Consider the following 21886-nt stretch of genomic DNA (forward strand, 5'->3'; position numbering starts at 1 on the left):
GGGGCTTATCTCCTCTTGCCTTTAAGCTTGTATACATATGCCAGGACCTCAGCGACAGCCTGAAACAGATCGGCGGGGACGCTGTCCCCGATCTCCGTCCGCCCAAACAGCGCCCGGGCCAGCGGCTTGTTCTCGATAGTCATGACGCCATGCTCCTTGGCCAGCTCTTTGATGCGCAGCGCCACATAGTCCTGACCCTTGGCGATAATCTGCGGCGCTTCCATTTGGGAGCCGTCGTATTTCAGGGCTACCGCAAAATGGGTCGGATTGGTGATAATGACATCTGCTTTCGGAATTTCCTGCATCATCCGCTGCATGGCCATCCGGCGCTGGCGTTCCCTGATCTTGCCTTTAATGATGGGGTCGCCTTCCATCTTCTTGTACTCATCTTTGATGTCCTGCTTGGACATCTTCAGACTTTTTTCATGCTCATACTTCTGATACATATAATCCAGGGCTGCCATAATAAGCAGGGCCGCTCCGATTTTGATCCCGAGATTCATGGTGAGATCGGCTGCGAACCGGTAGACCCCCTCCGCATTGATATGCGACAGCGAGGCGAACTGGTCTTTTTGCCCCCAGAGGGTGCTGTATACCAGGTAAGCGATAATAACCAGCTTTAATATCGATTTCAGGAACTCCACAAACGAACGCATGGAAAAAATATTTTTGAAGCCTTTGATCGGATTCAGTTTACTGAATTTCGGGGTAAGTCCTTCACCAATGGCCATAAAACCAACCTGGGCCACATTCGCCACGATGGCCAGCACGAACGTAATTACCAGCAATGGAGCCAGCAGCAGCAGAATCTGCAGTCCGTACTCATTGAACATGGCAATTACATTCTCCGGAGTAACCTCCATGAGCATCCGGTTCTGGAGCACATCCGTGTACAGCGCCATAAAACGTTCTTTAATAAAACCGCCGAAGGCGGTAAAGGTAAGCAGCGCCGCCAGCAGCACCACCGCACCGGAGAGCTCGGGACTTTTGGCCACCTGGCCCTTTTTGCGGGCATCCTGCCGCTTCTTGGGCGTCGCCTTCTCTGTTTTGTCTCCGCCGAAATATTGGAGATCCAGCTTATAGCGGCTCGCAACCGGCATACACTCTCTCCCCCAAATTGATCTAAGGGCTCTTGCCCATAATACCGAGCAGATTCCGCATGGACTCAAACATGATATCGAAGAGATTCTGAAACAATACCGCCAGTCCCGGCATCAGCACGAGCAGCAGCGCCAGTCCTACGATGATTTTGAGCGGAACCCCGATAACGAACACATTGTATTGCGGAGCCGTTCTGGCCAGAAACGCCAGCCCCACATCCGTCAGGAACAAGGCCGTTACAAGCGGAGCGGACATTTGAAAGCTAAGCATAAACGATTGGGCAAAAGTCCGGACCAGAAAATCCATCAGGCTTCCGTCCATCATCCGGGCCAGTAAATCATTATCCAGCGGCGCCCAGTTATAGCTGTAAATAATGCCGTCCAGCATATAATGATGCCCGTTCATTGCAAGAAACAAGACCAGGGCGATCATATACTTAAAGTTACCGAGCAGCGGAGCGGAAGTGCCTGTCATCGGATCGATGACATTCGCGATGGCGAAGCCGATCTGAAGATCGATAAACGAGCCGGCCGTCTGTATGGCCATAAACATCAGATAACCGATAAAACCGAGCAGCAAACCGACCAGAACCTCTTTAAAGATCAGCAGAACATAAGTGAGGTCTTCAGGCACGGTAATCCCGGTTCCTCTGGAGCTGAATACGATCAGTGAAACAAAAAAGGATAACCCGATTTTGAATGTAGTCGGTATATTCAAGGATGAAAAGACCGGAACAACTACAAAAAAAGCGGTAATTCGACAAAAATACAACATAAAAACAGGTAAATTTTGCAGCAGGGTCTCCATTGTCATCATCTTAACCGATATACATATGGAGACTGCCCAAAATTTGGCTGGTAAAATCGACCAGCTTTGTTATGATCCACGGCCCGAAGAGCAATAAAGCAAGCAGAACGGCGACGATTTTAGGGACAAACGCGAGCGTCTGCTCCTGAATCTGGGTCGTTGCCTGAAAAATACTGATGATGAGCCCGACTACGAGTCCAAGGACCAGCATGGGAGCGCTAGTCTCCAGCACCAGATATACGGCTTGGCCGGCCAGCCCGATAATAAACTCCGTATTCATTCAAGGATGCCTCCCACGTGTCAGGTATTAAAGCTGGACAGCAGTGACTGGACGACCAGATACCAGCCGTCAACCAGTACAAACAGCATAATTTTGAACGGCAGCGAGATCATGACCGGCGGCAGCATCATCATACCCATGGCCATCAGGGTACTGGATACGACCAGATCGATAATCAGAAACGGAATAAAGATCATAAAGCCCATCGTAAACGCCTTTTTCATCTCGCCGATTGCAAACGCCGGAACCAGGACCGTAAGCGGGATATCGCTGTAAGTAGCGGGTTTCTCCGTTATCGAGTCACCGGCATAATTCATGAACAGCAGCAAATCCTTAGTACTGGTCTGCTTGAACATAAATTCCTTCATCGGATCAGCCGCCTGGTTCAGCGCCTCGGTCTGGTTCATCTCGCCTCTGAGATAGGGCTGCAGCGCTGTCTCATTGACCTCGGATAGCGTCGGAGACATCACGAACAGCGTCATAAACAGCGCAAGGCCCACCAGCACCTGGTTCGGCGGCATTTGCTGCGTACCGAGTGAAGTGCGGACAAAGCCGAGTACAATCACGATCCGGGTAAAGCTGGTCATCAGAACCAGAAAAGCAGGCGCCACACTAAGCACCGTGACCAGCAGCAGAATGGAGATGGAACTCGTCTCCCCGCCTTCGCCCTCTCCCCCGATGTCAATGCTGATATTCGGAATCGGATCCGCATGAACCGGATGATGCAGCAGGAACAGGCCAAATACAGTGAGCAGCAAAAAAGAAAGAATCAGCTTTTTGTTCATCTCTACCTCGACTCATCCCTTTGTGCATCGCCATCGTCCCGGAGCAGCTCGTCCATCTTTTCTTTCCGCTCGGGTGCGAGCGCAAGCTTGGATTGCAAAGTCTCATAAAAAGACGAGGATTCACTAAGTTCTATTTCCTCGAAAGGCACCTCGCCCCGCAGCTTGGCTTTGAGCTTGCCGACGAGCGGCGCAAGGACATTGGCTGTGCCTGCCATTTCTCCCTCGAACGCGGACAGAATGCGCGCAACTTCTGCCGGATCGGTAATCTTGTCGAGCATGGTGACGTCTTCGCCGACCCCGATGACATACAGGCTGCCGCCGATCTCGATGATCTGGACCGATTTATTGGGTCCAAGACCCATCGCACCCAGCGTGCGGATCGAACGCCCGCTCATCAGCAGCTGGTTGCGCCGGCCCAGAAACCGGATCAGGAATACAATAAGAATGACAATCACCGCAAGCACGGCAATGATTTTGAACAAATTCAGCAGGGTATTGCCGGTTCCGAACGGTTCGGAGGCATTCAATAGCATCTTAGTTCCCTACACACCCAGCGTTTTGTTGATGGCTTCGATTACGCGGTCCGCCTGGAAAGGCTTGACGATAAAGTCTTTGGCACCTGCTTGAATCGCATCGATAACCATTGCCTGCTGCCCCATGGCAGAGCACATAATGACTTTGGCGCTTGCGTCTACCTTCTTAATTTCTTTCAGAGCAGCGATGCCGTCCATTTCGGGCATGGTGATATCCATCGTAATGAGGTCGGGACGCAGTTCCTTGAATTTTTCAATGGCTTGTGCGCCGTCCTGGGCTTCGCCCACTACCTCAAATCCGTTTTTTGTCAGAATGTCGCGAATCATCATTCTCATAAATGCTGCATCGTCTACGATCAGAATTCGGTTAGCCATTTGTACAAAATCCTCCCTAAATGTCCATTATTGTAGTTTTTGAAGTCGGTCCCACTGGCTGACGATATCCGTAACGCGAACACCGAAGTTCTCGTCGATTACTACGACTTCCCCCTTGGCGATAAGCTTGTTATTGACAAGGATGTCCACAGGCTCCCCTGCAAGCTTGTCCAGTTCGATAATCGAGCCTTGCGACATTTCCAGAATATCTTTGATCTGCTTCTGGGTCCTTCCTAATTCTACGGTCACTTTCAGTGGTATGTCCATTAGTAAATTCAAATTATTTTCATCAATGCTTCCGTAAGCGCCACCGGACAAATTGGCGAATTGGACAGGCTGCACATTCACATTGCGGTTTGCAGGCGGCGACTGCGGCGGCGGAGTCTGCGCCTGCGGCGGCTGCATATAAGGCATCCCCTGCGGCGACATGCCATATGGCGGCATTCCGTAAGCCGGCATACCCGCAGGTGGATAATAGTATCCGCCGCCTTCCGGCATTCCCGGATATGACGGCATCCCTTGAGGAGGATACGGCGGCGGATATTGCGGCGGCACCGCCCCTTGCGGCGGCGCCTGCTCCGGCTGGGCCTGCGGAGCCTGGGCAGCCGGCTGGGCTGGCGGTGCAGAGGGCGCCGGCGGTGCTTCCACGGCAGCGGCGGCCTCCGGCTCTGCCTGAGATACATCGCCAAGCAGCATAGTTACCATATCCTTGGCGAATTGCACCGGAAGCAGCTGCATAATCGTGGAATCGATCAGGTCGCCGATCTTCAGGCGGAACGAAATCTGGATCAGTGTCTCATCATCCGGAAGATTGCCCACGCCTTCACCGCTCGACATATTCAGAATATCAATGCCCGGAGGCGATATATTGACAAACCGGTTGAAGATCGTGGACATCGATGTCGCCGATGAGCCCATCATTTGGTTCATGGCTTCCTGGACAGCGCTGATATGAATCTCATTCAGCTCTTCATCCTTCGGAACACCCTCGCCGCCGAGCATCAGGTCGGCAATGACCTGTGCATCCTTGATCTTAATGACCAGCGAGTTGATGCCCTGAAAGCCGTCCACGTATTGCACATGCACTGCAACATGCGGTTTAGGAAAGGCCTCTTCGAATTCGCCCCTGGTAATAATGGACACCTGCGGGGTCGTAATGTCTACCTTCTTGCCCAGCAGAGTGGACAGCGCGGTAGCCGCACTGCCGAAAGTGATGTTGCCGATTTCCCCGAGTGCGTCCTGTTCAAACGGAGTCAGGAAATCATCGACCGTCTTCGCCGCAGGTTCCATCGCGCCTTCCGCAGATTGTCTGAGAAGAGCATCGATTTCTTCCTGGGATAAATAATCTTTACTCGTCAATCTCTTCAACTCCTTCGCTGACAATCTCGTCTATTTGCACAGCCACGCGGTCCTTCACCATGCCGGGACTGCCGATAAACTTGAGCTTATCTCCTACCTTTATGGACAACCCGGAGTCCACCGACCTGTTCAAGGAGATGACATCGCCTACGCTCAGGCCAAGGAATTCGGCGATCGAGAGGCTCGATTCTCCGAGCTCAGCCACAATCGGCAGCTGTGCCCGGTTGACGCTGGCTTTAATCGCCTGCAGTTCCACTTCATCACGGACCTTCTTCTCCGAGACGAACCATTGATGCACAGACAGCCGCGACATGATTGGTTCAAGCACCACATGCGGTATGCAAAGATTGATCATACCGGTCGTGTCGCCGATCTTTGTGCTGAGCGAGATCAGGGCGATGGTCTCGTTGGGGGAGACAATCTGCATGAACTGCGGATTGGTTTCCAGAGCTTCCATGCGGGGCTGGATATCAAGTACGGTCTTCCAGGCCTCCTGCAGGCTTTCGAAGCATCTGCTGAAAATGCGCTCCATAATGGTCGTTTCGATTTCGGTCAGCGCCGTAATCTTCGCAGGCGCCGAGCCGAAGCCGCCGAGCAGCCGGTCCAGCATGGCATAGGCGATATTCGGATGCACCTCCATCACCATCCGCCCCTCCAGCGGTTCGGCTTCGAAGATATTGAGAATAGTCATTTTTGGAATGGAGCGGATAAATTCATCGTAAGGGAGCTGCTCGACCTGCACGACATTGATCTGGACAAAAGTGCGCAGCTGTGCCGAAAAGTAAGTTGTCAGATAGCGGGCAAAGTTGTCATGAATCCGCGTCAGTGTGCGGATATGGTCTTTGGAGAACCGCACCGCCCGTTTGAAATCGTACGACCGGATTTTTTTCTGCGTTTCTTCCTTCTTCAGCTCATCCGCATCCATCTCGCCGGAGGAGAGTGCGGCCAGGAGAGCGTCTATTTCGTTCTGCGAAAGTACATCAACCATTTCAATCACCCCCCCGTCAATAGTGTCATCCGTCTGTAATTACATGCTTGCAAGCACATAGTTCGTGATGTCGATCTGGGTCAGCTTCCCTTCAGGGAGTGTTTTATTGATCAGATTGACGAGCTTGGCACTGAGCTGATCTTTGCCGCCCGCCCCGTTCAGTTCCTCGGGTTTGGTGTCGGCCAGGGTTTTAATGATAATCGGCTTGATCTTGATCTGCTTAATCTTCTCGAAATCTTCCTTCGCTGTAGCGGTATCAAGCTGGAAGGCGAAGTCTATGGAAACGATATACTCGGGATCGGCAAGATTAGTTTTAATACCGGTCAATTCTGCAGTCAGCTCGACGATTTCATCGGCGCTTAAGTGCTTGGCCTCCACATTCTGAACGGCAGCATTGACATCGTTCGTATCCTTCGGAAAAAATTTGTCCCACAATAAACCTGCGGCAACTGCAATCAGCGTAATTCCCAGCAGTGCCGTAATGAGCCACGGCAGCATCTTCTTCATGATAGCTCCTCCATTGACTGGACTTTAATGGTGGCAGCATATGTGCCAATGTCCCTGTTATAATCACGGATCTTTACAATGACTTCATCGGCCTTTTCCAGCACGATCAGCCTTTTCCCGGTAACCAGCGTAATGTAAGTATCCGGGCATTCTTCGACCATTTCTACCAGAAGCGCGTTAAGCCACATCTGTGTGCCGTTTAATCTCGTTACCGAAATCATATCTGACCCCCTAACAAAATTGGGGGAGGAGCGCCTCCCCCGCCGCCGGTAACGAGCCGCCAGCCGCTTCACGTACGGGCGTGTTCGATTCAGCAAGCCTGAAATTCGTTTTTCAAATCAACGTTTGAGGTTAACGACTTCCTGCAGCACTTCGTCGGAAGTGGTAATAATACGGGAGTTCGCCTGGAATCCGCGCTGGGTTACAATCATCTCCGTGAATTCGCCGGTCAGATCCACATTGGACATTTCCAGCTGGCCGGCCACGATTGAACCGGTGCCCACTTCCGCATTACCTGCGGTCGTTGGCTCAACAGCCCCCTCCGCATTGGCATTCAGTGTCAAGCGGTACAGGTTGCCGCCGATCTTCTCCAGACCTGACGGATTGCTTACCTTAGCGACCCCGATTTGCACGCCCGGCTCGGTAGTGCCGTCAGCCATCGTCTGTACAATGGTGCCGTCGCTGGAAATCGAGAATGCCGTAACGTCTTCGCCGAGCTGAATGGCTTCTCCATCCGCGCTAAGAACATGCAGGCCGTCCGAAGTAATCAGATTGCGGTCGGCATCGACATGGAAGTCCCCGGCCCGAGTCAGGAACGGAGTTTCCTGGTCATCGCTTAGACGCACCAGGAAGAACCCATCGCCGTCAATACGCAAATCCGTAGGGTTGTTGGTCGTCATGGCGCTGCCTGCCGTATGAAGCGTATCCACCGAGCCGATGCTTACGCCCAGACCGATCTGCTTGGCGTTCACGCCTCCTTGGCCTCCCTCGACCGGAGCGGTTACGCCGGAAACTGTCTGGCTCATAATATCTTTGAACATAACACGCCCGGATTTGAAGCCGATCGTATTGACATTAGCGATATTGTTGCCGATAACGTCCAGCTTCGTCTGGAACCCGCGCATACCTGAAACACCTGAATACATTGATTTTAACATTACATGTCCTCCCGGTTTATAAAATTATTTTTATAGACTCATCATCAAGAGTTCGGCCGCTTCAGTCGGTCGGCGGCCGTTCCGGCTCCCAGATAAGGACCAGCCGGCTTAAGATATAATGACTGCACTGTCAATTTGTGTGAATACATTGTCTTTCATTGCGTTTCCATCCAGCGCCGTAACCACCGTACGGTTGGGTACACTGACGATCAGCGCCATGTCTTTCATGAGGATAAGCGATTCCTTGCTGCCCTTTGCCGCGGCTTTGTCAACCGCCGACGAAATCTGGTCCAGCTGACGGTCGCCCAGCTCAATTCCTCTTTGCTCCAGACGTTTAGCCGCATGGTTGCTGAATTTCAGCAGATTATTCTGCAGCACCCGCTCGAACGAGGCTTCCGGTGCTGCCGGAGCCTGCGCCGTCTTCGTGCGCTGCATAACTGAAGGATGTATGCTGGAGGGGTACAGCTGACCTATCGTGATTCTGTCACTCATGCTCCCGCCCCGCTCTCCCCGCTGCCCGCCTGGGTGTTCGCGCCGCTTGCGCTCTCCGCCGCCGGAACAGCATTTTGGATTTGCGTAATATTGGCCAGGGCAATACGTTCACTGCCGACTACGGCATACTGGCTCCCATCCTTCACGATGATCGATTCTACCGTTCCCGACTTAGGCAGCTCGGTAGACGCATCGGTCCAGGTAATATCCTTGCCGATCAGACCGGATACCGAGCCCAGCGACTGGTTCAGCGCCGTAAGCTGCGTCGAAATATTCATCAGCTGCTCGACGGAGGAGAACTGGGCCATCTGGGCGATAAATTCCTTGTCTTCCATCGGCTGCATCGGATCCTGGTTCTGCAGCTGCGTGATCAGAATCTTCAGGAACTGATCCTTGCCCAGCACCGAACTCCCGGTCGTCTGCTTAGTGGAATCAGGCACGGAATAGTTCCATTGGGTATTTGTAGATACCGGATTCGTTGTTGTCATACTTATTTCACCCCGCTTGTTGACTGTATTGTTTATACTTTGGCAGAGAAGCCGTTCCGGCCTTCGAGCTGCTCCATCCGGGCGCTTGCCGCCCAATCTTTCCATTCGCCGTTTAATTCGGCCGCCAGAACCGCATCAGAATGCTCTTCGCTGCGTTCTCTGGAACGTCTGTCGTGTTGCTGGGCTCCGGAACCTGTACCGCGTCCCTGCTGTCCGTTAAATTGCGAGAGCAGCGATGAGGAATTGCCCTGGGCAACCTCCAGCTTCTCAACCTGCAAGCCCTGGGATGCCAATGCGGTGCGCAGCTGGTTCATCTGCTGCTCCAGCATATCCTTGGCGCCTGCATGCTCTGTCACGAATTGCGCCATCAGCATTCCGCCCTGCATCGTGATCTTGACGTCGACCTGACCCAGGTTGTCCGGGAAGAGCGTAATCGTCGCCTCAGCTACACCGTCTTTCTGGATGATCTGCAAGTTACCTTTGATAAAAGTCTCCATCTCATTTGCGAACTGATGCACCGGAACCCGCTGCAGTTCAGGCTTCGGAGACACTGCCAGACCTTCGCGCAGCGAAAGCTGCCCGGCTGTGATAATATCCCCGGATTGATCTGCACCTGGCGCAACGGCTTCAGGAGCCTGTTCTTCGGCGGCCTCTGCAGTCAGCAAAGGCGCTGCTGATTTCATTGCAGATGCGGTAATCTTCCCGTCTGCGGCATCAACAGTTGGCTGCTGCAGCTGAACGGTTGTAGAATCCGCCTGTCTAGCTGTAACAGGCTGTTGACCAGCTTTGTCTGAAGCGAGGTGAACCAACGGTTCAGCGGCCTTAGCAGTATCGCTTCCAGCCTGTGCAGAGCTGATAATTTGTGCCGAGCTGATAATCTGTGCCGAGCTTGGCTTTGCATCTGCACTCTGACCTCTAGTAGCCGGAGCTGCCTCTGCCAGCAAGGCGGAGAATTGGTTAAGCAGATTACTGCCTTTCAGCGCAACCTCTTTATTACCCGATATAGCCGCCTGCTGAATCATCGTCACCAGATTATGCAGCTCATCCTGGACCGCAAAGCGCAGCGTTTCGGGCTGGCGGGCCAGTGGTGGTAGAGTGTCGATAGCTTGCGCGGATTCAGCCTGCTGTGTCCCTTGTTGTTCTGCGGCATTATTGACGTCCAGCAGTGCTGTAACCTGCAGCAGCCAGCCTTGCAGCGCTGCAAGAAGTGCCGGATCTTCCTGAATATCCTCATCCAGCTGTTCAAGCTGTGCTGCGAGACTTTCCAGCAGCTTGCCGGTCTCTGCTTCTTCCGGTTGTACGGACTCTTCGCCAGCAGCTGTAGTGCCGGCAAGAAGGCCTTGCAGCAAAGCGGCGGCATTAACCGTAAGCGAACCTGCGGCTTCTTTGCCGGCGCTGCCGTCCATACTCTGAACCAGCGTCTGGGCAAAGGCCAGAACCGAAACACCGCCTGTTGCCGCAGAACCTGCAGCGCTTCCCGCAGCCGCTGTTGGAGCAGCCGGTGCTGCAGTACTCCCGCCAGTAAATGATGTGAATACTAAACTCATTTTATATTTTCACCTCCTTTCAAGAGCAGAACAGGCGAACGCCTGACTGATTACTTGCCCCCCATAAGCCGGTTGACAATTTTCGCGGCCAATGCGCCATTATCATCGCCGCTCGCCATCTCACCCAAAATCGAGGATCTTACGCTGTCATCGACGGTTCTAAGAACGGTGATTACTTTATCCGGGCTGATGCTATACATCGAGCTGAGCAATGAGGCAGCTTCAGCTGCAGGCATCGCGCTGAACGTCTGTGCCAGCTGATCCTTGTCGAGATTGCCTACAGCAGCCGGGGCCTCTGCCGTTTGATCCGCCTGATCCTGCTTCAGTCTTGACTGCAGCGCAGCTACCGCCATATCCGTCGAGTTTGCCGTTTCTTTCAGCTTCACCGTAACTTCGGCCGCGGCCTCGGGATCCATTTTTTCAAGTATCGCCGTCTTGCTGGCATTATTCATGGCACTGAAGATCTGCACCTGCTCCTCGGTGGTCAGATTCTCCAGGATCGGTGCAGCCTTGGACGCTTTCATGCCGGAGTACAGCTTGGCGAGCTCCGTTACCTTTTCCTGATAGGGGTCCACTGTGTCTTCCGACTCCTGAGCCGCGGCAGCTTCCGCCTCCGCCTTCATATCATCAATCTGCTTCTGCAGCGCTTCTACCCTGCTGTCCTGCGCCGCCTTGGCCTCGTTGGCCTGCTGCAGCTGCGCCGCCTGTGACGCAAGCTGTGCTTTAAGCTCTTTAATCGTGCTCTCCGAGCTCTCCAGCTGCTTCTTGCTTTCCTCCTGTGTTTCTTCCCCGGCAGTCTCTGCCGGCGTCTCATCCACCGGATCGGGGACAAACCGTTCCACAAAGGGAATTTTGTCGGCGATTTTAAGCGCCTTTTCGCGAATATCCATATTGAATAAAGTCAGCAAGACTCCAAGCAGCACCAGCGTGAATATAATCGGGATCATCAGGAATAAAAACCGCTCAAACTTGCTTGCCGACTCTTCATTTTCGATCTCTAATTCATTATTAGCCAATTGCGGAAGCCTCCCGGGTTAGAGGGATTTCATCGCGAAGCGGACGGTTGCCATCTCATCCAGTTCGTTTTGTTCCCGTAAAATCATGTCCTGCTGGAAAATGGCCAGCGCTTTGTCCCGCGCCTTCAGCCACACTTTCTCGTCCAGCATCTTGGTGCTGAGCTGATCCTTCTTGACTTGAACCTCCGCATGGGCCCGGTTAATGTCTGAATGCTTGCGGGAAATGCAGTGATCCAGATACTCCACATAATTTTGCATCTCACGGATTTTGGCCATCGGCGTCCGGTGTTCAGCAGCGTTCTGTAATTCAAGTAACAGGGTACTGCGCTGTTCCAGCAATTCATCGAGGCTCTTTTCCTGGGCTTGCAGTTCTCCGAGCGCGCTTGAGAGCATCCACTCCGCCTGGGTTTTCTCGTTGCTCTTCAAATCCACCACTTTTTGAAAGTTGTAATGGAATCTCATTGCTTATCCACTCCTTGAGAACTGTGAAATTAGGGTTTGCTGAACCTCGGCTAAGGTGACTTTTTCGTTAACCTTTTGTCTGGTGAACTCCCAGATTTTATCGATATATTCCATGGATTCATCTATCTGTGCGTTGGAGCCCCGCTGATACGCTCCGATATTGATCAGATCCTCCGAATCCTTGTAGACCGCCATCAGCCGTTTCACATTCTCCGCTGCGGCAATCTGATCCTGTGGTGCGATATCCTTCATTACACGGCTGATGCTGGCCAGCACGTCAATCGCCGGGAAATGGCCTTTGTTGGCAATCCCGCGGTTCAGTACAATATGACCGTCGAGAATGCCGCGAACCGCATCCGCGATCGGCTCATTCATATCATCCCCGTCCACCAGCACCGTGTAAAAAGCCGTAATCGAACCTGTCGGTCCGGTTCCCGCCCGTTCCAGCAGCTTTGGCAGGCTGGCGAAGACCGAAGGTGTATACCCCCTCATCGCCGGCGGCTCCCCGACAGCCAGACCGACTTCGCGCTGGGCCATCGCATATCGGGTTACCGAGTCCATCATCAGCATGACATTCAGTCCTCTGTCCCGGAAATACTCGGCAATTGTCGTGGCGATTAGCGCCCCTTTAATCCGGATCAGCGCCGGCTGGTCGGAGGTTGCCACCACTACCACCGAACGCTGCAGGCCTTCGGGCCCGAGATCCCGTTCAATAAAGTCAAGCACTTCACGTCCGCGTTCGCCGATCAGGGCAATGACGTTGACATCTGCGGAAGTATTGCGGGCAATCATGCCCATAAGTGTGCTCTTTCCAACGCCTGAGCCGGCGAAGATGCCGACGCGCTGTCCCTTGCCGATAGTCAGCAGTCCATCAATTGCCCGCACCCCGATGCTGATGGGCTCATGCACCCGCGGACGGTTCAGGGGATTGGAAGGAATATTAAAGGTCGAACTGTAAGGCATGCGGGCCGGAATCAACGAGCTGTCCAGCGGCTGTCCCAATCCGTCAAGCACCTTGCCCAGCAGCTCCGAACCGACCTGTACACTGAGCGGTTTGCCGGTTCCAACCACATCGCAGCCCGGCCCGATGGCCTGCAGTTCGCCAAGCGGCATGAGAAGCACCTTGTTATCCCGGAAGCCTACAACTTCGGCCTGCAAAGGCTTGCTGCCTTTGGAAGGATAAATGTAGCAGACATCACCGATACTGGCGTCAGGCCCTTCCGATTCAACCATCAGCCCGATGACCTGGGTCACTTTGCCGTTGACCCGCACCGGATCGAGATTGCGCAGCTGCTCTTTATAGCGTCCGCTGTCCAGCATCGTCTTCCCCATTTCTTGAATCTTCGTTATCTAGTGCGATTCTCAGCAGCTCTTTCTTAATTTCGGCCAGCTGTGTATCAATCCGGGCATCGATGCTCCCAAAGGAGGAGCGGATGACACACCCCTGATCTTTAACGGTAGAATCCGGCAAAATCTGCAGCTCAGCCTGCGAATCAACCGCAAGCGACAACTCTTCCCGGGCAGCATTCACAAATGTGAACTGGGCAGGAGAAACACATAAAGATATTACCCCTTGCTCGCGTTTACGGGCCAGATTTTTCCGGATCAGCTCCAGCGTAAATTCCGGTTCAACCGTCAGCTGCTTGTCGACAATCTTCTCGGCAATGGAGCAGCTCAGATCTACCAGAAACGGTTCGGCCTCCTGAATAATGACATCTTTCGCCGAATACGCCTCCTGCAGCACAATCCGGGCCTCTTCCATCATCTGTTCCAGCTTGCGTGCCATATCCTGCTCAGCCTGCGCAAGCCCTTCCCGATACCCTTGCTGGTATGCTTCGGCTTTAACGGCCTCCACAAGATGCTCATCCTGTTCCCTGCGCTGCCGCCACCATTCCTCCGCCTCGGCCTGTGCCGCCTCCACGATCCGCTCGGCTTCCTCCGAAGCGCTCCGGACCTGTCCTTCGGCAAACTCCTGGGCATCCTTCAGCATCTGCTTCCGGGCCTGCTCCGCTTCCTCGCGGGCAACGTCATGGACAGGGGCTTCGCTGGGCGCTTCTTCCGAAACCGGCTCCTCGGCAAGTCCGGCATTATGCCGGGCCTGTTCCAGCCGTTTAAGCACGTCCACCGGAACATATTGGGAATGTTTAATCAGCCTAGACAATGATGTCATCTCCTCCGCCACGGGCGATGATTATTTCACCTGAATCCTCCAGCCTGCGGATTGTACCTACAATGCGGGTCTGCGCTTCTTCTACATCACGCAGCCGCACCGGACCCATATATTCCATTTCTTCGCGGAAGGTTTCAGCCATACGTTTGGACATATTGCGGAAGATAACATCCCGCACTTCTTCGCTGGCCACCTTAAGCGCAAGCTGGAGATCGGCATTCTCGATATGCCGGATAATATGCTGAATGGAACGGTTGTCCACATTGACGATATCTTCGAACACGAACATCCGTTTTTTGATTTCTTCGGCAAGCTCAGGATCCTGAATTTCCAGAGAATCGAGGATCGTGCGTTCCGTACCGCGGTCAACCCCGTTCAGAATCTGCACGATGGATTCAATGCCCCCGGCATTGGTATAGTCCTGAGTAACAGTCGCAGAGAGCTTCTGCTCAAGCACACGTTCAATCTGCGTGACCACTTCCGGTGAAGTGCTGTCCATGATGGCAATCCGTCGGGCGACCTCCGCCTGCTTCTCTTGCGGAAGCGAGGACAGGATGGAAGCAGCCTGTTCAAATTGCAGGTAGGACAAGACGAGGGCAATGGTCTGCACATTCTCGTTTTGAATAAAGTTCAGGATCTGATTCGGATCAGCCTTGCGGGCAAAGTCGAAAGGTCTGACCTGCAGCGTCGCCGTCAACCGGTTGATGACTTCCATCGCCTTGGTCTGTCCGAGCGCTTTTTCCAGAATCTCTTTGGCATAATTAATGCCGCCTTGCGTGATATACTCCTGTGCCAGGCAGATCTGGTGGAATTCAGACATGATCATCTCTTTCTCCACACTGTCCACCTTGCGGACGTTAGCGATCTCCAGTGTCAGCTGCTCGATCTCTTCGTCCTTCAAATGCTTGAAGATTTGCGCCGATACTTCGGGCCCTAAGGTAATAAGCAGGATCGCCGCTTTCTGGCGGCCGCTGAGTCCCGCTTGGCCGGCTTTTGCCATGAAGACACCTCTATTCGTCAGCTAGCCAGGAACGCAGCAGATTTACGAATTCATCCGGCTTCTTCTTCGCCAGACTTTCCAGCTGCTTGCGGACTTGGCTTTCATTCGTCACACTTTCCAGATTAATCGACGGAAACTCGGTAGGAACCTGCAGCGGAACTTCTTCTTCCACTTCTTCCTCCGCATTGTTTCTGCGTCTGCGGTAAATCAAGTATCCGGCTCCGACGCCCACTAAAAGCGCCGCTCCTCCGATGGCCCAAAGCATCCACGTAGCAAGCCCGCCTGCCGCCTCTTCCACCGCCGTGCTTCCGAACTGCTGCGAGTAGACCGAAACTTTCTTGGTCAAATCAGCGTCTGTATAAGTAGTACCAGAATCGGCCAGCGATGCGCGTACAATATTTACCAGAATATTCTCAATTGCACCCGAAGTGTTCTCATCCAAACTTGTTTGTCCGTCAGGTGGTTCAACCATCACATTAATGGTTAAATCTTTAACAGTATATGGGCTTGCGATAACATCCTTGGTGATGCGGGTTACTTCATAGTTCCGGGTTTCTGAAGATTCTTCGGAAGTGGAAGTTCCCGAATCAGTACCGGCAGGATATCCCGAGACATCTTCAGAGCCTGTCCCCGCAACTCCGCCTGTCGTATTACCCTGACCGGAATACGTGTTGCTGATGATCTGCGAACTGATTTCAATTCCGCGCATGTTCTCGGTATCCACAGGTGCTACGATATTCTCCGTCCGGCTCTCTTTATCAAAATTCAGTTTAGAGAACACCAGAACATCCACCTTGTCCGGACCGGTAAGCGTGCTTAGGAACTGTTTCACATTTTTTTTGACTTCTTCCTCGAACTTTTTCTGTAGCGCAAAGTTTTCCTCCACCTGATTGGAAACGCCCGCTTGTCCGCCCCGCGCCGTGGGCATTAATTCGACCTCATTATTTGCGATCGTAATATTCTCGATAGGCAGGTTGGGAACGGCAGTCTTCACTAGATTGAAGTATCCGTCGATATTATCTTGAGAAGGTCTAAATCCGGGATCGAAACTCAGCACAACCGAGGCAGATGCTTGTTCTTGACCCTCCTGCGCAACAAATACAGTTTCCTTGGGCAGATTGATCAGCACCTTGGCATCCTTAATACCCTGCATGCGTCTCATCAGCTGTTCAACCTCGCCGTTCAATGCGTTGTTATACTTAACATTAAACTCACTGTCGGTCGTTCCAATCATTGAAGAGGATTCATCGAATATTTTGTAGCCAATCGATCCTTCCTGCACAATGCCCTGCGAACCGATATCAACCTTGATCCGGGCCGCGTCCGTGCTTGGGACCGAAATGCTTTGTCCATCCGGGCTGAGGCGGTAAGGAATTCCCGCCGATTCCAGGTAAGTCATTACCCCCGCTGCATCCGTACTGTCGAGTTCTGTGAATGCAACCTCATATTCCGTTTTTGAAAGCTGCATGGTCAGAACCACGATTATGATGATGATTATAAAAAGGGTAGAGAAGAAGAGAATCTTCTGCTTCCCGCTGAATCTGTTCCAATACTGGGTGAGCTTCTCCCTGTACTGGGCAAATCTTTCATTCACAGTGTCACCCCATCCGAAACTAAGCTTGGATTATTTAGATCTGCGTTCTCATAATTTCCTGATAGGCTTCAATCACCTTGTTCCGGACTTGTGTGGTCAACTGCAAACTTAGCAGTGCCTGCTGGGAAGCGATCATAGTCTCGTCTATGTTGACCTCTCCCAGGACAAATTTATTGTTCATTTCCTTGGCATATTGCTCCTGGTCAGCAACCTGGCTCAGGGCATCCTGCAGATATGCGCTAAAGCTTTGTGAAGAGTCGGCTGCGCCGGTCTTCTCGGCGGCCGCTGTCTTCATGGCGAGCGGTTGTATTGTCTGGGAGCCAATCATAAAATTCTGGATCAATGAATTCCCTCCTGTTATATCGTTGCCTTAGTGTTCAACTTAAGCTCTGCCGATTTCAAGCGCCTTGGTTACCATCGCTTTCGAAGCGTTAAGCATCGTTACGTTGGCCTCGTAAGAACGGGAAGCCGAGAGCATATCTACCATTTCCTTCGTTATATCCACGTTGGGCATATATACATAACCTTCGGCGTCCGCGTCGGGATGGCTCGGATTGTATACAGGTTTCAGCGGCGAAGGATCGTCCGTTATGGACTGCACTTTTACTCCTTCACTCTGTCCGTTCATTTTGGAATTCAGAACATTCGCGAAGCTGTTATTGTCTGACGTCTCCAGCACCACCAGCTTGCGGCGGTACGGCACTGCCTTGCCATCGACCACCGACGCCCTAGTCGTTTCGGCGTTGGCAATATTTGAAGAAATGACATCCATTCTAAGCCGCTGGGCGGTCAAAGCAGAGGCGCTGATCCCAAAGCTGCTGCCAAAATTCACCACTTACTACCTCCCTTCGATTGCGGTTCTCATCATCGTGATCTGGCTGTTAAGCTGCTGGATATACGAGCTGTACCTGAGCTGATTCTCGGCGCTGAGCGCCATCTCGCGGTCCATATCCACATTGTTGCCGTTGTTATTCATGGAAGTGGTTGCATCCGTGGAAACAACCGGACCCGTCATCGCGGTACTTGTCCCAAATTTGAAGTGTCGGGTATCCGTCACTTTCGCGCCCAGTGTGGATTGAATTCCGCTCTCCTGCTGCTTCAGCAAGCTTTCAAAAGCCACTTCCGAACGTTTAAAATTCGGCGTATCGGCATTTGCCACATTGTTGGACAACACTTCTTGTCGTATATTGGCGGCATTCAAACCAGCCTGCAGACGCTGAAAACTGACACTGTTCAGCAAACCCATGGAAACCCTCCTTTCCAATCCTATTCATAATGAAAAGAATTCCACATCTTCTTACGAATTCCTGCTTGATTCGACAAAAAAAGCTAAAATTCTTCCCGCCCTTTCACGAACAAGTCGAAAGGTGTCGATATCGATACAAACTAGCGATACTCACATACATTGATTCTCTTAGAATTTGTATATTATTACAATAAGAAATAAGCCCTATCTTTTCTGAAAAGACAGGGCCCCGTAAAGCAAACTGTATACTTTTGGATTCCAAATCCCATTCATTGCTAATATTTCGCTGATTTCTACAGGTTTTAGGCGAATGTATAGACTGACTTATATGTCACTATTACAAAATGCCTATTTTTCTACAAATTATTTGCTTTGTCGTATTAAAGAATATATTGACTTAAATCCCGGTCCTGTGCAATTCCCGCGAGCTTCTCCCGGACGTATTCCGGAGTAATCACCATGGTCTCCAGCGTCAGTTCAGGGGCCTCAAACGACAAATCCTCCAGCAGCTTTTCCAGGATGGTATGCAGTCGGCGCGCCCCGATGTTTTCGGTATTTTGATTAACAGAAGCAGCAATCCGGGCAATTTCCTGTATCGCTTCCTGCTGGAACTCGATCTCCAGGTTTTCCGTCTTAAGCAGATTAATATATTGCTTGGTCAATGCATTCTTCGGCTCCGTTAAGATGGACACGAAATCCTCGAGTGTCAGACTGCTTAGCTCTACGCGAATCGGAAAGCGGCCCTGCAACTCGGGAATAAGATCGGAGGGTTTGGCGATGTGGAATGCACCTGCGGCGATAAAGAGCACATAATCCGTCTTTACAGGACCATATTTGGTCATGACAGTCGAGCCTTCGACGATCGGCAGAATATCACGCTGCACGCCTTCACGGGAGACATCAGGGCCGGAGCCCTTTCCGGTGCTGGCAACCTTGTCGATTTCATCGATAAAAATGATACCCGATTGCTCTGCGCGCGCCACGGATTCCTGAATCACATCATCCATGTCAATCAGCTTGGCCGCTTCATCCTGGATCAGCACCTTGCGGGCTTCTTTAACCGGCAGCTTGCGCTTCTTGGTCCGTTTGGGCAGCAGGCTGCCGAACATCTCCTGCATATTCATCCCCATCTGGTCGTTCCCTTGTCCGGCAAACATATCAAACATGGTAGGCGCAGTATCTTCCACATCAATCTCGATAACGTCTTCTTCCAGTTGTCCCGCCAGGAGCTTAAACTTGACGCCCCGGCGGCGTTCGCTGAGGCTGCCGTCATCCGCTTCTTCTTTGGTATCTTCGGAAGCGCTGTTGTTTCCGCCGCCAAAGATCATCTCGAACGGATTGCGCTGGGATTTACTTTTGGTGTTGGATGGAACAAGGATGGCCACGATGCGGTCATTGGCCAATTCCTCAGCCCGGTCTTTCACTTTCTCCGTCCGTTCAAGCTTCACCATCCGAATCGCCGTTTCGACCAGATCCCGGACCATAGACTCTACATCGCGTCCGACATACCCTACCTCGGTAAACTTTGTTGCCTCCACTTTGACAAAAGGCGCATTGACAAGCTTGGCCAGGCGGCGGGCGATTTCCGTCTTACCCACGCCTGTAGGCCCTATCATCAAAATATTCTTCGGCACCACTTCATCCCTTAGCTCTTCGCTCAGCAGGCTGCGCCGGTAACGGTTGCGCAAAGCGACCGCCACCGATTTCTTGGCCTGTTTCTGCCCCACGATGTATTTGTCCAGCTCGGCTACGATCTGGCGCGGTGTAAAGGCTTGATTCGGCATCGCGACTTCCTCCTCTGTATAAGGGCTTATCCAGCCTACAATTGTTCCACAATGATGTTTGAATTGGTATATACACAAATCTCGGAAGCAATCTGCAAGGCTTCCCTGGCAATATCCTGTGCCGCCATGTCCGGCGAATGACGCTTAAGCGCCCGGCCGGCCGCGAGTGCAAAATTACCGCCCGAACCGATTGCCAGTACATCATCGTCCGGTTCGATAATTTCCCCGTTGCCGGAAATCAGCAGCATGCCTTCCCGGTTCACAACGATCATAAGCGCCTCCAGCTTGCGGAGAACGCGATCCTGGCGCCAGTCTTTGGCCAGTTCTACCGCAGCCCGCTGCAGGTTGCCGTGATGCTCTTCCAGTTTCCCCTCGAACATCTCGAACAGCGTGATGGCATCGGCTACGGAGCCCGCAAAGCCGGCGATGACTTGTCCCCGGTACAGCCGTCGCACTTTTTTGGCAGTCGTCTTCATAATGACACTTTCCCCGAAAGTCACCTGGCCATCGCCGGCAATTGCCGCCTGGCCATTATGTCTGACTGCACAAATTGTGGTTGCGTGAAAGCTGGGTAACATATTATGCAACCTCCTAAAAGTTTTGTGAGCGTTACATCTTAGAATAGTTCTTCGTACAAAACTACTTCGAAAGCATAGGCTTTGTTTTGTGAGCGTTACATCTTAGAATAGTTCTTCGTACAAAACTACTTCGAAAGCATAGGCTATGTTTTGTGAGCGTTACATCTTAGAATACTTCTTCGTACAAAACTACTTCGAAAGCATAGGCTTTGTTGGCTTCAACTGCACATGTCCGCCTACTGCCCGTCAGTCTCTGCAGCCGCCGGCTCTGCAGCAGGCTCCGTATAAGCCAGACCTTGTTCCTTGGCGAATGCCGCCAGGCTGTCCAGGGCGCGGTAGGCAAGCTTCTCGTTCTTCTCTTTTTTATTGCGGATCTTCTGCTCCGGCTTAGGGAGCAGGCCGAAATTGGCATTCATCGGCTGGAAATGTGCAGGATCGGCTGAAGTGATATAAGCCGGCATACTGCCCAGTACACTGTCCCGCGGGAAAATCAGGCCTTCACGGCCAAGGGCAGCCCGCGCCGCATTGATACCGGCAATGAGCCCGGAGGCCGCCGATTCCACATAGCCCTCCACGCCCGTCATCTGGCCGGCAAAAAACAGCCGTTCCTGTCCCTTCATCTGATAGGTAGGATGGAGCAGCTTCGGTGAGTTGATAAACGTATTGCGGTGCATTACCCCATACCGCACGTACTCGGCATTTTCCAGTCCGGGAATCAGGGAGAAGACGCGCTTCTGCTCGCCCCATTTGAGATGGGTCTGGAAGCCGACCAGGTTATAGAGCGTTCCGGCAGCATTGTCCTGGCGTAATTGCACGACGGCATAAGGCAGCTTTCCGGTATGCGGGTTCACCAGACCTACCGGCTTCATCGGACCGAACAGGGCCGTCTGCTTGCCGCGTTTCATCATGATTTCAATCGGCATGCAGCCTTCAAAATAAATCTCCTTCTCAAAATCCTTGAGCGCCGCCGTTTCCGCCGAGACCAGCGCTTCGTAAAAAACATCGAATTCCTCTTCCGTCATCGGGCAATTGAGATAGGCGGCCTCACCTTTGTCATACCGGGATGCGAGGTAAACTTTGTTCATATCGATGCTGTCCTTCTCGACAATCGGAGCAGCGGCATCATAGAAATAGAAATATTCTTCGCCGAGCAGTCCCTTAATTTCAGCGGACAACGCGGGAGAAGTCAGCGGACCGGTCGCGATGACAACAATCCCTTCCTCCGGTATATGCGTCAGTTCTTCGTTTATGACTTCTACCAGCGGGTGCTCATGAAGCGTTCTGGTAATTTCCCCGGAGAAGCCGTCACGGTCAACAGCCAGTGCTCCTCCTGCCGGTACCGCATGGCGGTCGGCCGCCCCGAGCACGAGGGAGTTCAGCCTGCGCATTTCTTCTTTGAGCACACCTACGGCATTGCCGAGACCGTTGGCCCGCAGCGAATTGCTGCAGACCAGTTCGGCGAATTGATCCGTGTGATGCGCCGGCGTCTTCACGGCCGGGCGCATCTCATATAAGCGGACCGGCACACCCTTCGAGGCGATTTGCCAGGCGGCTTCACTTCCCGCAAGCCCTGCGCCGATCACTGTTACTTTTGCTGATTCCGTCACTTTCCGTTCC

General features: G+C 52.6%; 26 protein-coding genes. All 26 read right to left on the minus strand.

Annotated elements, in window-relative coordinates:
* Positions 1-5: 5 nt before the first annotated feature.
* The 26 genes from flhB to trmFO all read right to left on the minus strand — a co-directional run bounded on the left by flhB (position 6) and on the right by trmFO (position 21876).
* The gene (flhB, locus tag F1381_RS12090) at positions 6-1100 is read right to left on the minus strand and encodes a flagellar biosynthesis protein FlhB (protein WP_151735115.1); all 1095 of its coding nucleotides are present in this window, start codon (positions 1098-1100) and stop codon (positions 6-8) included.
* A 22-nt stretch (positions 1101-1122) separates the two neighbouring features.
* A complete protein-coding gene (fliR, locus tag F1381_RS12095) occupies positions 1123-1908 on the minus strand; it encodes a flagellar biosynthetic protein FliR (RefSeq protein WP_151735116.1) in 786 nt (261 codons plus the stop codon).
* A gap of 10 nt (positions 1909-1918) precedes the next feature.
* Entirely contained in the window at positions 1919-2188 is a 270-nt protein-coding gene (gene fliQ / locus F1381_RS12100; RefSeq protein WP_151735117.1) for a flagellar biosynthesis protein FliQ, read from the minus strand.
* Between the two features lie 20 nt (positions 2189-2208).
* On the minus strand, positions 2209-2973 hold the full coding sequence (fliP, locus tag F1381_RS12105; RefSeq protein ID WP_151735118.1) for a flagellar type III secretion system pore protein FliP: 765 nt from the start codon (positions 2971-2973) through the stop codon (positions 2209-2211).
* Positions 2974-2975: 2 nt separating this feature from the next.
* Positions 2976-3506: a flagellar biosynthetic protein FliO gene (locus tag F1381_RS12110; RefSeq protein ID WP_151735119.1), complete on the minus strand. Its 531-nt coding sequence runs from the start codon at positions 3504-3506 to the stop codon at positions 2976-2978.
* A gap of 9 nt (positions 3507-3515) precedes the next feature.
* Complete coding sequence (locus tag F1381_RS12115; protein ID WP_151735120.1) at positions 3516-3881, minus strand: response regulator; 366 nt, start codon at positions 3879-3881, stop codon at positions 3516-3518.
* Between the two features lie 27 nt (positions 3882-3908).
* On the minus strand, positions 3909-5240 hold the full coding sequence (gene fliY / locus F1381_RS12120) for a flagellar motor switch phosphatase FliY (protein ID WP_151735121.1): 1332 nt from the start codon (positions 5238-5240) through the stop codon (positions 3909-3911).
* Positions 5230-6228: a flagellar motor switch protein FliM gene (fliM, locus tag F1381_RS12125; protein WP_151735122.1), complete on the minus strand. Its 999-nt coding sequence runs from the start codon at positions 6226-6228 to the stop codon at positions 5230-5232. The genes fliY and fliM overlap by 11 nt, the downstream gene beginning before the upstream one ends.
* A gap of 39 nt (positions 6229-6267) precedes the next feature.
* Positions 6268-6735, minus strand: coding sequence for a flagellar basal body-associated FliL family protein (locus F1381_RS12130; RefSeq protein ID WP_151735123.1), 468 nt, complete (start codon positions 6733-6735; stop codon positions 6268-6270).
* On the minus strand, positions 6732-6956 hold the full coding sequence (locus F1381_RS12135; protein WP_151735124.1) for a flagellar FlbD family protein: 225 nt from the start codon (positions 6954-6956) through the stop codon (positions 6732-6734). The genes F1381_RS12130 and F1381_RS12135 overlap by 4 nt, the downstream gene beginning before the upstream one ends.
* Positions 6957-7073: 117 nt before the next feature.
* The gene (gene flgG / locus F1381_RS12140; protein ID WP_151735125.1) at positions 7074-7892 is read right to left on the minus strand and encodes a flagellar basal body rod protein FlgG; all 819 of its coding nucleotides are present in this window, start codon (positions 7890-7892) and stop codon (positions 7074-7076) included.
* Between the two features lie 108 nt (positions 7893-8000).
* Complete coding sequence (locus F1381_RS12145) at positions 8001-8327, minus strand: TIGR02530 family flagellar biosynthesis protein (RefSeq protein ID WP_425495269.1); 327 nt, start codon at positions 8325-8327, stop codon at positions 8001-8003.
* A 53-nt stretch (positions 8328-8380) separates the two neighbouring features.
* Entirely contained in the window at positions 8381-8872 is a 492-nt protein-coding gene (gene flgD, locus F1381_RS12150; RefSeq protein WP_151735127.1) for a flagellar hook assembly protein FlgD, read from the minus strand.
* Between the two features lie 32 nt (positions 8873-8904).
* Positions 8905-10419 carry a flagellar hook-length control protein FliK gene (locus tag F1381_RS12155; RefSeq protein ID WP_151735128.1) on the minus strand — a complete coding sequence of 505 codons (1515 nt, stop codon included), beginning with the start codon at positions 10417-10419 and terminating at the stop codon, positions 8905-8907.
* Between the two features lie 50 nt (positions 10420-10469).
* Entirely contained in the window at positions 10470-11435 is a 966-nt protein-coding gene (locus F1381_RS12160; protein ID WP_151735129.1) for a MotE family protein, read from the minus strand.
* 18 nt (positions 11436-11453) lie between these two features.
* Positions 11454-11897, minus strand: a complete 444-nt coding sequence (gene fliJ / locus F1381_RS12165) for a flagellar export protein FliJ (protein ID WP_151735130.1) — start codon at positions 11895-11897, stop codon at positions 11454-11456.
* A gap of 3 nt (positions 11898-11900) precedes the next feature.
* Complete coding sequence (fliI, locus tag F1381_RS12170) at positions 11901-13217, minus strand: flagellar protein export ATPase FliI (RefSeq protein WP_151735285.1); 1317 nt, start codon at positions 13215-13217, stop codon at positions 11901-11903.
* Positions 13195-14058, minus strand: a complete 864-nt coding sequence (locus F1381_RS12175; RefSeq protein WP_151735131.1) for a FliH/SctL family protein — start codon at positions 14056-14058, stop codon at positions 13195-13197. The genes fliI and F1381_RS12175 overlap by 23 nt, the downstream gene beginning before the upstream one ends.
* Positions 14051-15067: a flagellar motor switch protein FliG gene (gene fliG / locus F1381_RS12180; protein ID WP_151735132.1), complete on the minus strand. Its 1017-nt coding sequence runs from the start codon at positions 15065-15067 to the stop codon at positions 14051-14053. Before fliG ends, F1381_RS12175 begins: the two co-directional genes overlap by 8 nt.
* A 10-nt stretch (positions 15068-15077) precedes the next feature.
* Positions 15078-16661: a flagellar basal-body MS-ring/collar protein FliF gene (fliF, locus tag F1381_RS12185; RefSeq protein ID WP_151735133.1), complete on the minus strand. Its 1584-nt coding sequence runs from the start codon at positions 16659-16661 to the stop codon at positions 15078-15080.
* A 34-nt stretch (positions 16662-16695) separates the two neighbouring features.
* Positions 16696-17004: a flagellar hook-basal body complex protein FliE gene (gene fliE / locus F1381_RS12190; RefSeq protein WP_151735134.1), complete on the minus strand. Its 309-nt coding sequence runs from the start codon at positions 17002-17004 to the stop codon at positions 16696-16698.
* Between the two features lie 39 nt (positions 17005-17043).
* Positions 17044-17493, minus strand: a complete 450-nt coding sequence (gene flgC / locus F1381_RS12195; protein WP_151735135.1) for a flagellar basal body rod protein FlgC — start codon at positions 17491-17493, stop codon at positions 17044-17046.
* A gap of 6 nt (positions 17494-17499) precedes the next feature.
* The gene (flgB, locus tag F1381_RS12200; protein ID WP_151735136.1) at positions 17500-17907 is read right to left on the minus strand and encodes a flagellar basal body rod protein FlgB; all 408 of its coding nucleotides are present in this window, start codon (positions 17905-17907) and stop codon (positions 17500-17502) included.
* 380 nt (positions 17908-18287) lie between these two features.
* Complete coding sequence (gene hslU / locus F1381_RS12205; RefSeq protein WP_151735137.1) at positions 18288-19691, minus strand: ATP-dependent protease ATPase subunit HslU; 1404 nt, start codon at positions 19689-19691, stop codon at positions 18288-18290.
* Positions 19692-19726: 35 nt separating this feature from the next.
* A complete protein-coding gene (gene hslV, locus F1381_RS12210; RefSeq protein ID WP_151735138.1) occupies positions 19727-20269 on the minus strand; it encodes an ATP-dependent protease subunit HslV in 543 nt (180 codons plus the stop codon).
* 236 nt (positions 20270-20505) lie between these two features.
* Complete coding sequence (gene trmFO, locus F1381_RS12215; RefSeq protein ID WP_151735139.1) at positions 20506-21876, minus strand: FADH(2)-oxidizing methylenetetrahydrofolate--tRNA-(uracil(54)-C(5))-methyltransferase TrmFO; 1371 nt, start codon at positions 21874-21876, stop codon at positions 20506-20508.
* Between the last annotated feature and the right edge of the window lie 10 nt (positions 21877-21886).

The sequence above is a fragment of the Paenibacillus tengchongensis genome (assembly GCF_008973665.1).
In the GTDB taxonomy this organism is placed as follows: Bacteria; Bacillota; Bacilli; order Paenibacillales; family Paenibacillaceae; genus Paenibacillus_AQ; species Paenibacillus_AQ tengchongensis.

What these genes read in the sequence shown, in the direction of transcription:
- flgG (WP_151735125.1), bottom strand. Translation starts at nt 7,892, where the DNA reads ATGTTAAAATCAATGTATTCAGGTGTTTCAGGTATGCGCGGGTTCCAG.
- fliP (WP_151735118.1), bottom strand. Translation starts at nt 2,973, where the DNA reads ATGAACAAAAAGCTGATTCTTTCTTTTTTGCTGCTCACTGTATTTGGC.
- flgD (WP_151735127.1), bottom strand. Translation starts at nt 8,872, where the DNA reads ATGACAACAACGAATCCGGTATCTACAAATACCCAATGGAACTATTCC.
- fliJ (WP_151735130.1), bottom strand. Translation starts at nt 11,897, where the DNA reads ATGAGATTCCATTACAACTTTCAAAAAGTGGTGGATTTGAAGAGCAAC.
- F1381_RS12130 (WP_151735123.1), bottom strand. Translation starts at nt 6,735, where the DNA reads ATGAAGAAGATGCTGCCGTGGCTCATTACGGCACTGCTGGGAATTACG.
- fliM (WP_151735122.1), bottom strand. Translation starts at nt 6,228, where the DNA reads ATGGTTGATGTACTTTCGCAGAACGAAATAGACGCTCTCCTGGCCGCA.
- fliR (WP_151735116.1), bottom strand. Translation starts at nt 1,908, where the DNA reads ATGGAGACCCTGCTGCAAAATTTACCTGTTTTTATGTTGTATTTTTGT.
- F1381_RS12145 (WP_425495269.1), bottom strand. Translation starts at nt 8,327, where the DNA reads ATGCAGCGCACGAAGACGGCGCAGGCTCCGGCAGCACCGGAAGCCTCG.
- fliQ (WP_151735117.1), bottom strand. Translation starts at nt 2,188, where the DNA reads ATGAATACGGAGTTTATTATCGGGCTGGCCGGCCAAGCCGTATATCTG.
- fliG (WP_151735132.1), bottom strand. Translation starts at nt 15,067, where the DNA reads ATGGCAAAAGCCGGCCAAGCGGGACTCAGCGGCCGCCAGAAAGCGGCG.
- F1381_RS12135 (WP_151735124.1), bottom strand. Translation starts at nt 6,956, where the DNA reads ATGATTTCGGTAACGAGATTAAACGGCACACAGATGTGGCTTAACGCG.
- hslV (WP_151735138.1), bottom strand. Translation starts at nt 20,269, where the DNA reads ATGTTACCCAGCTTTCACGCAACCACAATTTGTGCAGTCAGACATAAT.
- hslU (WP_151735137.1), bottom strand. Translation starts at nt 19,691, where the DNA reads ATGCCGAATCAAGCCTTTACACCGCGCCAGATCGTAGCCGAGCTGGAC.
- flhB (WP_151735115.1), bottom strand. Translation starts at nt 1,100, where the DNA reads ATGCCGGTTGCGAGCCGCTATAAGCTGGATCTCCAATATTTCGGCGGA.
- F1381_RS12110 (WP_151735119.1), bottom strand. Translation starts at nt 3,506, where the DNA reads ATGCTATTGAATGCCTCCGAACCGTTCGGAACCGGCAATACCCTGCTG.
- flgB (WP_151735136.1), bottom strand. Translation starts at nt 17,907, where the DNA reads ATGGGTTTGCTGAACAGTGTCAGTTTTCAGCGTCTGCAGGCTGGTTTG.
- F1381_RS12115 (WP_151735120.1), bottom strand. Translation starts at nt 3,881, where the DNA reads ATGGCTAACCGAATTCTGATCGTAGACGATGCAGCATTTATGAGAATG.
- fliI (WP_151735285.1), bottom strand. Translation starts at nt 13,217, where the DNA reads ATGCTGGACAGCGGACGCTATAAAGAGCAGCTGCGCAATCTCGATCCG.
- F1381_RS12155 (WP_151735128.1), bottom strand. Translation starts at nt 10,419, where the DNA reads ATGAGTTTAGTATTCACATCATTTACTGGCGGGAGTACTGCAGCACCG.